Source organism: Gordonia sp. ALPHA1B1 (genome assembly GCF_005502615.1).
GTDB lineage: Bacteria > Actinomycetota > Actinomycetes > Mycobacteriales > Mycobacteriaceae > Gordonia > Gordonia hongkongensis.
In genome coordinates, this window is the sequence record NZ_SCOC01000011.1 from 110,536 (window position 1) to 125,483 (window position 14,948).

Annotated in this window: 13 protein-coding genes; all 13 read right to left on the reverse strand. The window is 69.9% G+C overall.

The window, feature by feature from the left end:
* Positions 1-81 precede the first annotated feature (81 nt).
* Positions 82-750: a GAF domain-containing protein gene (locus FFS52_RS09885; protein WP_137809571.1), complete on the reverse strand. Its 669-nt coding sequence runs from the start codon at positions 748-750 to the stop codon at positions 82-84.
* A 43-nt stretch (positions 751-793) separates the two neighbouring features.
* A complete protein-coding gene (locus tag FFS52_RS09890; RefSeq protein WP_137809572.1) occupies positions 794-2,011 on the reverse strand; it encodes a lipase family protein in 1,218 nt (405 codons plus the stop codon).
* Positions 2,008-3,279: a hypothetical protein gene (locus FFS52_RS09895; protein ID WP_171011598.1), complete on the reverse strand. Its 1,272-nt coding sequence runs from the start codon at positions 3,277-3,279 to the stop codon at positions 2,008-2,010. Before FFS52_RS09895 ends, FFS52_RS09890 begins: the two co-directional genes overlap by 4 nt.
* Positions 3,266-4,372 (reverse strand): glycosyltransferase, encoded by a 1,107-nt coding sequence (locus FFS52_RS09900; RefSeq protein ID WP_137809573.1) that lies wholly within the window; start codon positions 4,370-4,372, stop codon positions 3,266-3,268. Before FFS52_RS09900 ends, FFS52_RS09895 begins: the two co-directional genes overlap by 14 nt.
* Positions 4,362-5,756, reverse strand: coding sequence for a hypothetical protein (locus tag FFS52_RS09905; RefSeq protein WP_137809574.1), 1,395 nt, complete (start codon positions 5,754-5,756; stop codon positions 4,362-4,364). The genes FFS52_RS09900 and FFS52_RS09905 overlap by 11 nt, the downstream gene beginning before the upstream one ends.
* Positions 5,757-5,900: 144 nt before the next feature.
* Positions 5,901-6,992: a cellulase family glycosylhydrolase gene (locus tag FFS52_RS09910; protein ID WP_137809575.1), complete on the reverse strand. Its 1,092-nt coding sequence runs from the start codon at positions 6,990-6,992 to the stop codon at positions 5,901-5,903.
* A 62-nt stretch (positions 6,993-7,054) separates the two neighbouring features.
* A complete protein-coding gene (locus FFS52_RS09915; protein WP_137809576.1) occupies positions 7,055-8,152 on the reverse strand; it encodes a glycosyltransferase family 4 protein in 1,098 nt (365 codons plus the stop codon).
* The gene (locus FFS52_RS09920; RefSeq protein WP_137809577.1) at positions 8,149-9,771 is read right to left on the reverse strand and encodes a flippase; all 1,623 of its coding nucleotides are present in this window, start codon (positions 9,769-9,771) and stop codon (positions 8,149-8,151) included. Before FFS52_RS09920 ends, FFS52_RS09915 begins: the two co-directional genes overlap by 4 nt.
* On the reverse strand, positions 9,761-10,717 hold the full coding sequence (locus FFS52_RS09925) for a glycosyltransferase family 1 protein (RefSeq protein WP_137809597.1): 957 nt from the start codon (positions 10,715-10,717) through the stop codon (positions 9,761-9,763). Before FFS52_RS09925 ends, FFS52_RS09920 begins: the two co-directional genes overlap by 11 nt.
* 32 nt (positions 10,718-10,749) lie before the next feature.
* Entirely contained in the window at positions 10,750-12,150 is a 1,401-nt protein-coding gene (locus FFS52_RS09930) for an O-antigen ligase family protein (RefSeq protein WP_137809578.1), read from the reverse strand.
* Positions 12,151-12,288: 138 nt separating this feature from the next.
* Entirely contained in the window at positions 12,289-12,900 is a 612-nt protein-coding gene (locus FFS52_RS09935; protein WP_058251985.1) for a DUF4262 domain-containing protein, read from the reverse strand.
* An 85-nt stretch (positions 12,901-12,985) separates the two neighbouring features.
* Positions 12,986-14,194 carry an MFS transporter gene (locus FFS52_RS09940; RefSeq protein WP_137809579.1) on the reverse strand — a complete coding sequence of 403 codons (1,209 nt, stop codon included), beginning with the start codon at positions 14,192-14,194 and terminating at the stop codon, positions 12,986-12,988.
* On the reverse strand, positions 14,191-14,940 hold the full coding sequence (gene narI / locus FFS52_RS09945; protein ID WP_058251983.1) for a respiratory nitrate reductase subunit gamma: 750 nt from the start codon (positions 14,938-14,940) through the stop codon (positions 14,191-14,193). Before narI ends, FFS52_RS09940 begins: the two co-directional genes overlap by 4 nt.
* Positions 14,941-14,948: the final 8 nt, after the last annotated feature.

Here is a 14,948-nt window from a genome sequence, read left to right on the forward strand (position 1 = left end):
CGCGGCGGTCCCGCGTGCGCCTACCGGCCACGTGTTGGGTACCGAATGCTCACCGCCAGGTCACGAGGGCACGCGCCCGTGTCAACGCCCGAAGATGAGCTCCTGGACCAGGATCGAGAGATCGGACATGAGCTGGACCTCCGCGGTGGACCAGTGATGCGCCTCCGAGTCCCAGGCGCAGAACGTGCCGATGACATGTCCGTCGTCGTCGGCGAGCGGGAGGCCGAGGTAGGCGGTCACCTCCCCGCTGACGGCGGTCGGGTGGTCGGCGAGGAGCGCGTGGTCGGCGATGTCGTCGATGATGAGGGGTGAACCGCTGACCACCGGGAGGACGCAGAGGGAGTTGACCAGCGACCGGGTGCTGGGACCGTCGGGACTCCCGGACCGGAAGGCGATCGCGGCGGTCGCCTGCTCGTCCGGTGTGATGAGGTTGACGGCGACGTGCGGGACGCCCACGGCGTCGATCGTGAGCCGGATCGTCTCGTCGAGGCTGTGGGTCGGCGGGTCGTCGAGCAGGCCGCTGTCCTTCAGCGCGCGCATCCGCTCCGGATCGGACAGGATCGCGCGGAGCGACCGGGCCATGTCGGGGTTGCGCCCGCGCACCGCTTCGAGGACGGCGTGTACGCCGGCCTCGGGTGACGTGTCGAAGAGTGCGGCGAGCTGGGCGGGGTCCGTGGTCGCCTCGCCATCCGGAGTGGGGTCGTCGACGGGGTTCGCGGTGTTCGCACCGTCCTCGGTGTTCGAACTCATCGTCACTCCTCTCGCTGCCGGGTCGACCCGGTCGGCACACAGCTCACGCGCAGGTGTTCGGCGGACGCTGTCCTGACCGCACGGCCCGGACCCAGTCGGTCGCCGCGGAGCCGATGTCGAGTATGCCGTGCGGCTGACCGCGGACCTCGATCGCGGTGATCGCATCACCCAGCCGGCATCCCCGATCGATGGCTCCCGCGGTCCACGGGGCCGGGATGACGTCGTCGGCGTCGCTGTAGGCGACGAGCATCGGGGCCGAAGCCCGCCCCTGAGGCAGACTCACCTCGCGCAGCCACGTCCGGAGGCGGTCGGTGGCCGCGTCGTCGACCGGGCGATAGTCCTCCGGTCGCACCTCCTCGACGATGGCCTGCTTCTGGACCATCGCGGCGTCGTTGCACTCCAGGAGCACGCCGAACGCCTCGCGCAGCGGTCCGTGCACGTAGTCGTCGATGACGAGTTCGGGATGGATCGCCTTCAATCCCGTCAGGACCAGCGGGAGAAACGCGATCTGCTCCGGGGTGAGGGTGCCGGCATCCATCGCATCAGCCAGCGGCGCGACGTCGAGCGCGGGACTCATGCTCACCGTCCCGCGCAGTCGCAGATCGCGACCGTAGGTCGCCGCGATCTCGTTGGCGTGGAACACCGCGTGTCCGCCCTGTGACACCCCGAAGCCCCACCACTGATCGCTGGTGCCGTCGACGATCATCCGCGTCGCACGCACCGAGTCGATGATGTCGTTCGCGGCGGGCGCGGGGTCGAGATACCGGTGGGGTCCTGGTGTGCCGAGTCCTCGATAGTCGGTCTGTACGACGACGAACCCCTGCTCGAGCAGCGACGCGATGAGCCCGACGGTGCCCAGCAGGTTGCCGTACAGCGACGGGGCACAGTTGCCCGCGATGCCGGTCGTCGGGTGACCGACCGCCAGGATCTGCCATCCGCCCGCCGGAGCCCGGCCGCGCGGCACGAACACCGCGGCCGAGACGGGAACCAGCTCACCGCTGACCGGGTCGGTGGACAGGTAGCGGAGCCGTACGGCGCGGTCGACGATGCGCCGCAGGGAGATGTAGGCGTCGGTCGGTATGGGTGATCCCACCAGATCGCCGGCCGCCGCCCCTGGCGGTGCCGAAAAGCTCTGCGATGCATCGTCAGACGCCGGGCCGGCGGAGGCCGAACATGCGGCGGTCAGCAGTGCTGTGACGAGCAGGACGGCCACGAGCACGGTCGCAGGCGGGCGCCCGACGCGCCGCGACACCGTCCTCATGAGCGCGCGAGCAGCCGATCCAGCAGGGACACCGGATCTTCGCAGAGGTGGTCGAGGGCCGCTTCGATGACCGGGCGACCGACGAAATCGCTGCAGAATGTCGCGGTGAAACTGCGCGAACCGTCGATCTCGCTGACGAGCATGCTCGCCGCATCCGGGCCATCGGGCTCGACATAGGCGAACAGGTGATGCGAGGCCGCCGCCAGATCCCACGGCAGATCACCGAAGATCCCGATCCGCCCGAGGTCGCTGACCGACAGTCGTAACCGGTCGGGCACCTCGACCCGGCGCGGGACGGGCGGCTCCTCGGGTGACGATCGACGCAGGCGCGCCCGGAGTTCTCCCGCGGCCAGAACGGCCGCGGGCCAACCGGATTCGGCGACCGCACGGATGCGGTCCCCGATCTCCATCGGCGTCGCGTCGCGTGGAAAGCGCAGTGGTATGCCCACGGCGAAGTTGCCATGGTCCTCGGCGTGCCCGGCGTCGAGATAGCGGCGGCAGTCGAAGAGGATCTGCGTGCGCTCGTCGAGGGGAACGCCCTGCGCGGACAGGGCGGCGCGCCACAGCGCGACGGTCACCGCCGCCGAGGACATCCGGACACCGGTGTCGGCGATCGCACGCTTGAGTTCGTCGGTCTGCCCCGGGCGCATCGCGGCGGTGAGGGCGCAGCGGGTGGCATGCCAGTCCTCGATGACGCGCGTGGGTCCGTGGGTCGGCGGCGAGACGTTCGCAGCGCGCAGGCGCATGATGTCGCGCAGACGTCTGGGGTGTCGCAGGACGTGACGACGCAACGCCTGCCAGGCGGCGTCCGGCGGCAGCGAGCGTTCGAACCGCTCGGTCATCGGGAACTCGTGGTGGCTGGCCAGACCGGCGATCTGCTCGATGCCGAGGCGGCCGTCGCCCATGCCGTGGGTGTGGTCGATGACCAGCCACTGACCACACACGAGCACCTCGAGTCGGGGCAGCGGCTCGGGACGGTTCCGCAGGCGCGTCATGATGTCGCCGATCGGCAGGTCGGCGAGGTCGGGCCGCTCGACGACCCGCGGCAGGGTCGCCACGTCGTGGGCCCAGCTCGCCGACGCCGGATCGGGGACGAGACTCAGTCTCGACGTCGGTGTCCACGCCCGGGTCAGGCGAGCCCGGATGAGGTCGAGATCCGGGGCCGTCATCGGGCCGGTCACCGAGATCGTGCGAGACGTGGCCAGTGCACGGTCGAGGACGGAGGCACGCTGCGCCCCGGCGGTTGCGGCGTTGTCAGAGCGCGGCATCGACGACCTCGCGCATCTCGTCGCGGAACCGTTCGCGCCGGAAGCGCTCGGCCCAGGCGCGGATCTCGGATCGGTCGTAGTCGTCGACGGTGAAGTCGCGCAACGACGCGGCCAGCCGCTCGACGATCTCGTCGTCGGTCCCCGGTTCGATCAGCAGACCGGTCGACCCGGGTACGACGGTGTCGAGGGCGCCGCCTTCACCGAGCGCGATGACGGGCGTGCCGGTGGCCATCGCCTCGACGGGCACGATGCCGAAGTCCTCGATCCCGGACATCAGGACCGCGCGGGCGCTGCGATGCAGGTTCAGCAGGGTGTCGTGGGGGACGCGGCCGAGGAACGTCGTCTTCGGGCCGGCGAGCTCGCGACACTGCGGCATGGCCCGTCCGTCTCCCGCGACCACGAGCCGGACGTCGGCGCGGGCGGCCGCCGCGATCGCGAGGTCGGGTCGCTTGTACGGGACGAGTCGTCCGGCGAGGAGGTAGAAGTCCTCACGGGGCACCGCGGGATCCGGTGTGAAGCCGTCGAGGTCCACCGGCGGGTGCACGACGACCGACTCACGTCCCCAGTGCTCGCGGATGCGCTCGGCGACGGCCGAGGAGTTCGCGACGACGGTGTGCAGACGGGGCGCGGCGCCGACTTCGCAGCGCCGGGCGACCACCGACAGCGCCGACAGGATCGCGGCGCCGGCTGCCCCGCCGCCCTCGCCCGCGCGCAGCGACGGATCCCATGCCCAGCGGGCCGGACTGTGTACGTAGGCGATGACAGGGGCGTCGGTCGCGTGCACCGCCTGGGTGGCGAAGGCGTGATGGCTGGTGACGACCGCGTCGGCATCCCGCAGCGGCATCCGCCGGAACGCCAGCGGCATCAGCGGGAGCAACGGGGCATAGCTGCGTTCGCCGAGCAGGCGGTAGGCGCGATTGAGCGGCGAGGTGATCGGCGGCTCGGCCAACCCGGCCGGGACACCCGCGGGCCGCGCGATCGGCGCGTGCACCTCAACGCGTGGCCACGTCGCGGCGAGTTGTTCGACGACGTGCTCGGACCCGGCGATCTCCGTGAGTCGTTCGTGGACGACGGCGACGCGGTCACCGGGCATTGCTGCCCACATCTCCCGGCGCGGTGCGGAACCGGTGGGAATCGAGGGTCGTGCCGCGCGGATCGTCAGACGGCGGTTGCGGTGTCATGGGTGTGGTGGCCTCGGCTCTCGATGCGGCTGTGTCCCCGGCACTCTCGACCTCGGTGCGGTCGCCGGAGACCGGATCGGCGCTGGTGGTGGACAGAACTTGCGCGGGAGGCTGCTTTCCCGTGCGCTGCACGATCAGATGACGGGTCGACCCGATGGTCGCGAGCTGGGACAGCGCCCGGTCGGCCGGCTTGCGATCACGTCCCGAAGACGAGACGACCACAGCCGCGAGCGCGACGTCCCCGGGATCGACGCTCTGCCACCAGGGCTCGGTGAGAGGGAACCGGACGATGCGCAGACGGTGCCCGGTCGTCGCGTCGTCCTCCGGGTGACGGATGTCGTCGATCACGCGAGCGGCGTCGATGTGGTCGCCGGTGAGGATCAGCGCGACCTGGGCGCGGCGGTGGCGTTGCGCGAACGCGGGCAGCAGAGTCGCCGGCAGCGCCGGCTCGCCCCGCTGTCCGTAGGTGAGCTCCGCGCCGTACCGGTGCGCCGCGCGGCGGGCCCAGATCGGGTTCGGTTTCCGGCCGACCCGCCCACGGAACAGTGCGAGCAGCTCCGCCGCGATGATCGTCGCGGCGATGCCGGCGACCGCGCCCTCCTGGGCCGGTTTGGGGCTGACAGGCACCTCGCTCGCCGACGGTGCCGCGAGGATGGTGAGCGTGTCCGACGACGAGTTCTGCAACCGGGTGAGCTGGGAGTCGAGATCGGCAAGGGTCGCATCGGATTCGACCTTCGCCTCGCTGCGGTCGGGCAGTGCGCGGTTGCGGACGCGCTCGGCGGTCACCTGCGCACGCAGTTGATCGATCTGCCGGGTGATGGCGCGGGCATGGTTGGACAGCGACGCGGCGGAGATGGCGGTGACCATCGCGCGGGCGACGTCTTCGGCCTGGGTACTCGTCGGCGCCGCGGCGGTGAAGTCCATCAGTGTGGGAGCCGTTCCCGGAGTCGTGGTGACGTGCGAGCTCAACTCGCTTGTCGTCCATCCGGTGTCGACCTGGGTGAGCACCTGTTGCAGGACGTTCTCGTCGGTGGACAGCGCCACGAACGGGGCACGCAACTGTTCGACGAAGGCGTCGCCCGGAATGATCGTGCCGGCCGGCGTGATCTCGGTGACGACCGTGGCCGAGTACTCCTTCGGGACCAACGCGGTCCGCAGCGCGAACACCGAGGCGCCGACGAGGATGCCGATCAGGATCGCGGGGACGGCGACACGGACGAGATCACGGAAGTGCCCGAACAGGTCGACCGAGGGCGGCGCATCACGTCGCCCGGCGGCATCGAAGCTGGAGGTCACGCCTAACTCCTGTGGTGTCGGATGCCCCCCGACCATCCCCGGACATTGCGGTGTCGATCAGCTGTCAGTTCACCATAACGAAGGAAGCGGGCAATCGTGGTCGGCACCGGCGGGCGTGGCGTGTGCGAGAAACGATTTCGGAGGTCACCGCGCCGCGAGCATCGAGTACGCCTGCTTCGGTGACCAGTCGCGGCGCACCAGGCCGAAGTTGTGCTCGAGATTGTTCGGGTCGGTCCCGGCGTCTCGCAGCGAGTACACGAACAGCGGTCCGAGCCAGGGCGCGTCGCTCTGGGCGCCGATGGCTATCGCGATGCTCTGTGCCTGGACCTCCTCGGTGACGGCGTTCGTGCCGGTTCCGGTCGGTGCGCCGAACTCGGTCATCCAGATCTTCTTGTCGCCGTCGCCCGCGGCGACCATCACGTCGCGCATGTCCCACATCCGTGCCGCGGTGCTCCACGATGCCGCGGCGGGGTCGTTGGGCAGAGCCGGATAGGTGTAGGGATGCACGCCGAGTGCGTCCAGCGAGCGGTTGAATCCACCCTGATACAGATTGCGCACGAAGGTCAGCGGTGCGATGTCGCGGCCGTTGTCGGTGCCGGGTGCGAGCCCTCCGGAGATCACCGCGGCGCCGGGGACCGCGCGTTTGACGGCCGCGTAGGACGCAGCGAGCAGGCGGCCGTACTCGGCCGAGTTCGCCCTCGGCAGCCAGTAGTTCGCCAGGTTGGGCTCGTTCCAGATCTCCCAGACCGCGATCGATTCGGCGTACCGTTGCGCCGCGGCCGCGGCAAAGGATGCGAAGACGTTGGGGTCGGCGGGCCGGTAGTGGCTGTTGCGCGGGAAGTCGGACGCGCGTGCCGCCCACAGCGGTGTGTAGGTCACCAGCCCCAGCGGACACATCCCGTGGGCGACCACGGCGTTGACCACCCGGTCGATGGGCGCCCAGTTCCGTTGTCCGCGCCGGGGTTCGACGACCGACCAGTCCACGTCGAGTCGCACCGCCCACATACCGAGGTCCTGGGCGACCGACAGCTCCCGATTGAGGTCCTCATCGGACGCACCGAGCAACGAGGCACCCGGCGACGCCGCGACCTTGTTCTCGCCGTTGGCGAGTGAGCACGCAGCCGGCGCCGAATGCGCGTCGCTGCGGACCCATACGATCGCGGCGAGGGTTGCGACGAGGATGCACACGTATGCGAGTGCCGACCGGGTGGCCCGACCGTGCAGGGACCGTGTCATGGATGGTGCCTATCTGACGAGACGCGCATCGCGCGCGGCAGGTGCCGGCGGTGGACTTCTCCTCAGCCGGACAACAACTCGTCGAGCATACGCGGTAGGGTCGCCGACTTGTCGTGTCCGTCCGCGATCCGACGACGCGCCTCCGCGGTCAGCGAACGGCGCAGGTCGGCGTCGTCGAGGACGCGGCTGATCGCCGCGGCCAGCGCGGCGGGATCCGACGGCGGGACGAGGACTCCGGCGCCGTCCCGCAGGAACTCGGTGGTGCCGCCGTGATCCGTGCCGATGACCGGTGTGCCGTAGGCCATCGCCTCGAGGACCGAGAGCGGTCCGGCCTCGGGCGTCACACTCGCCGAGAGCACGACATCCCATCGCTCCAGGGCGGCGCGGAGATCGGTGTGGCCGAGGAACCGGACGCGCCCGGCGAGGTCCGGTCTGGCGGCCCGGGCATGCAGCGCGGCAACGTGATCGGCGTCCCCGGGAAACGAGCCCCCGGCGAACTCCAATTCTACGTCCGGCAGACCGGCGAGCGCGTCGAGTGCGACGGCGTGCCCCTTCCAGGGGGTGAGCAGAGCCAGCATCCCGACGACCGGTGGGTCGTGGAGCCCGGTGGGCAGCGCGGGGACCGGCCAGGTGACTCCGTTGTGGGCCACGACGACCGGCAGACCGAGGTCCGCGAGGGGGACCGACGTCGCCTCCGACACCGCCACGGCGCGCCGGATCACGGGTGCGCTGACGCGGATGACGGCGCGCTGCCGCCCCGACGAGAGGGTGTCGTGCACGAGCCAGGAGACGCGGCCCGTCGGTTGCGCGACGCGTGCGGCGGGGAGTGCGAACAAGGAGTTGACGATCGTCGAGGTGTCGGACCGACGTGTCACCCGGCGCAGGGTGCGACCGGCGCGTACCCAGTCGAGCACGAGGCGACCGGCGCCCGCGAGGCGCGCGACACCGCGCTCGCCACTCAGGCCGAGGGGCGGGATGGGCACGTGGTCGACCGGGGCCGGGAGTCGTCCTGCCAGGGGACCGTCGGGACTGACGACCCGCACCGGGTGGCCGCGCTCGAGCGCGACGTCGATCAGATCGAGCATCACCTTCTCCGCCCCGGAGACCTGGCCGGTGTGCGCGACGAAGACGATCGTGCACGGGTGCTCGGAATCGGTCATCGGACCACCTTCGTGTGTCGTCCGGGCGGCGTTGTGACCGCCCGGGTGAGCAGTACCGCGGGTCCGGCGACGATCAGTGCGGTACCGGCCGAGACGACCGGCCAGGGAATCGAATCCGCGAGCCAGACCCCGATGGCGCACGCCGCCACCGTCAACAGGGTCAACGTGGTGAGTGCGCCCAGTGGGAGCAGACCCGTGATGGGCAGCGTCCGACCGATGACGACCCACAGTGCCACCACCGCGAGGGCGAAGGTGATGACGGTGGAGAAGGCGGCCCCGTCATAGGAGTACCGCGGGATCAGGATCAGGTTGAGCACCACGTTGAGTGCCAGGCCGCCGACCGCGATCCACGGGTAGCGATTCGCCCGACCGGTCGCCGCGAGCAGGAAGATGCCGAGCACGATGAAGGCGGTGAGCGCCGCGCCCAGAACGAGCAACCGCGCGGCGTCGGCCCCGACGACGAACCGGTCGCCGTACAGTAGTCCGATGATCGGGCCGGCGCTCGGCCAGAAGGCGGCCACGGCCACGGCACCGCCCGCGGCGAACACCACCGCCGCACTCCGGCACCGCTGGCGCAGGACCGCCGACTGGCCGGGCCAGGCGGCGACCAGCAGGGTGCTGACGGGTCCGATCGCGGCCAGGATGAAGGTGTCCATGATGTCGGAGAACTTGTACCCGATGCTGTAGATGCCGACCGCGTCGAGCGAATCGAGCAGACTCAGCAGCAGGACGTCGACCTTCTGCAGCGCGATGGTCAGGGCGAGGCCCAGTGCGAGCGGAAGGGCATCGGAGAGCATCGGTTTCCAGCGCGACCATTCGACGATCCGCGACGGCCGCAGTCCCGACGACCGGCGCGCGATCCCGACGACCTTGATGATCAGCGACAGGATCTCGTTCGCGACCGGGGCGAGCACGAACACCAGCAGTGCCGGCGCTACGAGCACGGCGGCGATGGTCAGCGCCAGCTGCAGAACCTGGCCCAGGCTCTCGGCGATCGCGGTGAGCAGGAGGCGGTGCCGGCTCTGGAAGATGACCGTGAGTGCCTGTGCGGGCGTGGCGAACACGACGACGAGTCCGGCGATCGCGGTCGCGCGGATCACGTCGCCGGGATACTGCAGCACGATCACGTAGGCGACGGCGATCAGGTAGCCGAGAAGGCCGAGCACCACCCTCAGGGCGATGAACGCCGAGGACGTCTTCGCGACATCGTCGGGGTCGTCGGAGATGAGCCGGGCCATCACCGCCCGGCCGACCCCGAGGTCGGTGAAGATCGCGGTCAGACCGAGCAGCGCGAACACGAAGGAGTAGGTGCCCCAGTCCTCCGGGGACAGGGTGCGCGCGATGAGGACGCTCCCGGCCCAGCCGAGGGCGGCGATGACCACGCGACTGGTCAGCATCGCGATGGTGGCACGGGTGGCGGCCCGCGCATCCGAGGCGGGGTGCGCGCTGGGCTCGGCGGCCGGCGCAGTCGTCGGCCCGCTCGCTGCGCTCCCGGCGCCGGTGGTGTTCGGCCCGCTCGCTACGCTCCCGGCGCCGGTCGCGCGGGCCAGCAGCTCGGCTTCGGCCTGCTGGTCGACCAGCGCATCGGACGGCAGCGGGCCGGTGACGTCAGGGCTCATGGCGCCCCGCACCGGGTATGTCGATGCCGCCGGCCCGGTAGGCCTCGACCGTCCGGCGGGCCGTGGTGTCCCAGCTGAGGGCTGACGCCACCGCGGTGCCGGCGGCGACGAGTTCGGTGCGCGCCGAGTCGTCGCGCACGAGGGGTTCCAGGGCACGGACCCAGTCGTCCTCGTCGTGGCCCTGCACCAGTGTCGCGCCGTCACCCACGACCTGGGGAAGCGCGCCCACCGCACTGGCGACGACGGCACCGCCACAGGCCATCGCCTCGACGGGCGGAAGGCCGTAACCCTCGTAGAACGAGGCGTAGGCGGTCACGGTCGCCGCGGCGTAGAGCGCCGGCAGGTCCCCGACATCGACGTAACCGAGCCCGACCGCCGACGACGGGGCATCCGGGCCGGTCGAACCCGCGCCGCCGAGCACGCACGGAATGTCGAGGCGCCGGGCGACCGCCGCGACGAGTTCGACGTTCTTGCGGGGTTCGACGGTGCCGATCTGCATCACGAAGCGTTCCGGCAGATCGTATTTCGCCCGAACCCGTTCGACATCGGCCGGCGCGGGTGGGCGGGCCCAGTCGGCGGGCGCGAGTTCGGTGACGTGGGCATCCCGTCCGCAGGTCTCGCGGATTCGTTCGGCGGTGAACTCGGAGACGGCGATCAGCACGTCGGCCCGACGGAGGGTCGTGCGGACGAGTACGGATTCGCCCGCGGCGCGAAACCGGCTCGACGCGGACGGCATGTCGAGCACCGACAGGTCGTGCACGGTCGCGACCGTGGTGGCGGGGCCGGCGACTGGTAAATCGACGTCGAGACCGTGGAACACGCCGCCCGAGCGGGTGGGGAGTACGCCGAACACCGCCCGTCGGACACCGTCGGCGACGGGACGCTCCACCGGGGTGATCGCCGGGGGCAGTTCGCCGACCGCGTCGGTCTGCACGACTGCGGACAGGGCGGTGCCGTCGACGTGGCCGGGCAGTGCCCTCAGGAGTTCGCGGATGTAGGTCTGGACGCCGCTTCCTCCGGGACGAAGTGCAAGCGCACCGTACGTGATTCGTGTTGTGCCGTCGCGCATCCAGCAGCTCCCAACAGTAACCAGAAGTAGAAGTCGAGCGGGAAGATCTCGAAGTAGGTGGCGACCAGGCAGGCCACCATCGCCGCGATCATCGACGCACTGACACCCAGGACGAGGGCTCCATCCGGGTCGGGCATCCGGCGCGAGTACTGCACGCACCAGATGATCGCGGTCACGATCAGGGCCAGGAACAACCACAACCCGATCGGCCCGAGTTCGATGAGCAGCTTCACGTAGTAGTTGTCCGGCTGGTAGTTCTTCGACAACTGCTGCACGGTACCGCCGGCGCCGGCGGTGATCGTCCGCGTCGTGTCGCCCTGGGCCGCCGACATCGCGTCGGCCGCCGATCCGCTCGACGCCAGGCCGGTCCCGAGCGGGTGCACCCAGATGCTCGCGAAGATCTCACCCCACCCGGAGCCGCGCTGACTCAGGCTGCTCGACGAGAAGAACACCTTGGTGATGTTCGACGGCAGGAACGGCAGCGAGATGACGGCGACGACCGCGAGTGCGAGCAGCGGGGCGATGAGGCGGCGGAAGCGAAGGGCCGCAAGCCAGATCACACCGACGATGAGGCCGAGGATCGCCGCCCGCACCACCGACGTGGCCATCGTGATCGCCATGACCGGCCAGCAGACGAGGAACAACCGGTTGCGCCGGCGGGCGGTGTCCGACAGCGCCACTGCTCCGCCGACGAGCAGGGCCAGCATGACGAAGAGTCCGAAACCGAAGGGCTGATTGAACGTGCTGAACGTCCGGAACAGCGGACCGCTCGTCCGCACCTGCTCGCCGAAGGTATAGCCGAGTTCGACCAGCCGCGCCGGACCCAGGAGCTGCTGGCCGATGCCCACGAGGGTGGTGAGCACCCCGAGCGCCATGATGATCGAGACCAGTCGGTCGCGGTCGAGCGCGTCGAACGGCGTCAGCCAGAGCACGAGGACCACGAAGAGGTAGAAGAAGGTGACCTTGACGCCGTACAGCCCGATGGGGCCGTAGACATAGAGCGCCGACACGACCCCGAACGCGACCAGCACGGCCGCGGCCGGCCACCACGGCAGCTGCAACGGCGGGTCCGTCCGGTCGGCGGGCCGGACCCGGCGATTGGCCGCGCAGATCAGCGTCAGCGCGAGGACGCCCTCCTTCCACGCCGAGGCGACGCCGGGCAACGGGGCGATGTCGAGGAGACCGTCGAGGGGGGTGAGCGCGGCCAAGACCAGGAGACCGCGTTGCGGACGCCGGTAGATGACGGCGACCAAGGCGACCGCGAGGACGAGGGCGACGAGTGCAGCGACCACGACCGGGAGGTGCGCCACGCCGACCTGCCTTTCCACCTGCCCCCGTGGTCTGTTCGAGCCCCCAGACCAACCATGGTGGCATCTCCGGGCTCCGTTTGTCCGGGGCAACACGGACACATGTCGCCCCGGACACGCCGGGAGGCCGCCGGCCGCAGGTCAGTGACCCGAGATGCGACGTGCCCGTCGCGGGCGGGTTCGGTCGGGCCCGGATTCGGTTGTGAGAAGGCGTGGTTGCGGGCGCGGGGGATCCAGGAGTTGCGGCATCCCCTTCACCGGCTGGTGCATCGGGAGCAGGGTGTAGCCGTCTTCCCACGGAAGGTGGCCGTGGTCGTCGGGCCAGACCACCTGCAGTTTCGGGTGGTCGGGGAACAACAGGTTCGCCAGGAGCAGCTCGTCGTGGTCGAGTTGCTCGATGAGTCGGACGGTCACGGCGACCGTCTGCAACGGGATGTCGGACTGCGCGGCGACGAGATCACGCCAGTCCTCCTGGTGGAGCAGGGCGCCCAGTTCGTTCAGCACGTGCGTCGCGGTCAGGGGATCGACGCCGTAGATCGAGAGCTCCGGGATCGAGTGCAGCGAGAGTCCGGAGGTGTAGGAGAACCCGCACTCTGTTCGAGCACCCGCAGGCGGTGCGTCGAACTCGGCGTCCGCCTCGCCGACCGAGGTCACCTGCCAGCCGCAGCGCCGGATGGTCTCGATGGTGGAACGGATGAGCGGATTGGGATGCCACCGGGGCAGACCTCGGATCGCGGCAGCGTGGTCTGACATGGATCGCTCCTTTGTTCGACGGGTGCGAACATCAGAACACGAGGCCCCGACAATTCTCCCGACGCCGCAGCCGGGGAGGCGGGCGTCAGGTGTTCGCCGTGCGTCGGATGCCGAACACGGTGAACAGGGCCGCGCACGTGGCGAAGACGACCAGCAGCGCGAGCCCGATCGTGTAGCTGTGGGTGGTCGCGTCGTAGGTGGCCCCCATGACCATGGGCGGGAAGAAGCCGCCGAGCCCGCCGAGGGCACCCACGATCCCGGTGACCGAACCGACCCGCTCGGCGGGCGCGGCCTGCGCGACCCAGCTGAAGACCGACCCCGAACCGAGTCCCATGCAGACCGCCATCAGGACGAAGTCGAGACCGGCGGGTATCTCGAGGGGCGGCTTGGTGATCATCCACACGGCGAGCACGGCGGCACCGCCACAGGAGATCACGGTGATGATGCGCGGTCCGAAGCGATCGGACAGGACACCGCCGACGGGCCGGGCGATGACGGCCGCGATCGCGAAACCGGCGGTGCGTGTGCCGGCCGCCTGGAGGTCGAAGTCGTAGACGTCCTTGAGGTAGGTCGGCAGGTAGGTGCTGAAGGCGACGAAGCCGCCGAACGCCGCAGCGTAGAGAAAACCGAGCTGCCAGGTGATCGGCAGTTTGGCCGCACCGATCAGTTTGGGGACCACCGAGTCGTGGGACGCGGCCCACCTGGGTGAGTCGCGCATGAACAACCAACAGACCACGGCGACCATCGCGAGCGCGACGGCGATGATGATGTGCGTCGCGATGTATCCGAACCACGACACGAACCGCGGGGTGAAGAAGGCCGACAACGCCGTCCCGCCCATCCCGGCTCCGAAGACGCCGGTCGCGAACCCGCGCCGGGACTTGTCGTACCAGGCGTTCACGAAGGGGATGCCCACGGCGAACGTCGTCCCGCCGACGCCGAGGAAGAAGCCGGCGACGAGCAGCAACGCGTAGCTGTCGAAATGTCCGGCGGCGGCGACCAGCAGGACGAACGGAATGGTGGCGACCAGCAGAACGGTGAACATGAGGCGGCCGCCGAAGCGGTCGGTCAGTGCGCCGGTCAGGATTCGCCCGAGCGAGCCGACCAGGATCGGGATGGCGACGAGGATCGACTTCTGGGTGGCGCTCAGGTCGAGTTGGTCGGTGTAGACGACCCCGAGCGGACCGATGAGGTTCCAGGCCCAGAAGCTGATCGTGAACGCGAGTGTCGCGAGAGCGAGGTTCGTGGTCTGCGCACGCGAGCTGATGGCGGGCGTCGTGGTGTCGGTGCTCATCGATCACGATCCTTCACTCCGACGGGCGCCCACCCCGGCCGATGGGGCTGGTTACCCGGCGCGACACGTCGGTCGCGGCTTCGGTACACGATGTAGGGACGGAAGAGGTAGTGCACCGGCGCGGTGAAGATGTGCACCAGCCGGGTGAAGGGGACCATCGCGAAGAGGAGCATCCCGATCAGGATGTGCACGTGGAAACGCAAGGGCGCCGCCGCCATCGCCGTGACGTCTGGTTGCAACACGAACAGTGAACGGAACCAGGGCGAGACGGTCTCGCGGTAGTTCACGCCGGGCGCGTGCGGGTCGAGCGTGCCGATCAGCGTGATGTAGGTGCCTGCCACCAGCGCCGTGACCAGCACCAGGTACATCGCCTTGTCGTTACGCGTGGTGGCCATGAACACCGGGCCGACGGTCCGCCTGCGGTACACCAGCATCGCGACCCCGACGAGGGTGGCGACGGCCGCCAGGATCCCGAAACCCCCGGCACCCCAGTGGTACAGCGTCTCCGAGACGCCGATGGCCTCCGTCCACGACTCCGGGATCAGCAATCCGATCGCGTGGCCGATGATCACCACGAGCACGCCGTAGTGGAAGAGCGGCGACGCTATCCGCAGGAGGCGGGACTCGTAGAGCTCCGATGACCGCGTCGTCCACCCGAACTTGTCGTAGCGATAGCGCCAGATGGTTCCACCGATGAGCAGTCCTAGCGTCGCGTAGGGCACCACGCCCCACAGGAAGATGTCCACGGGTCACC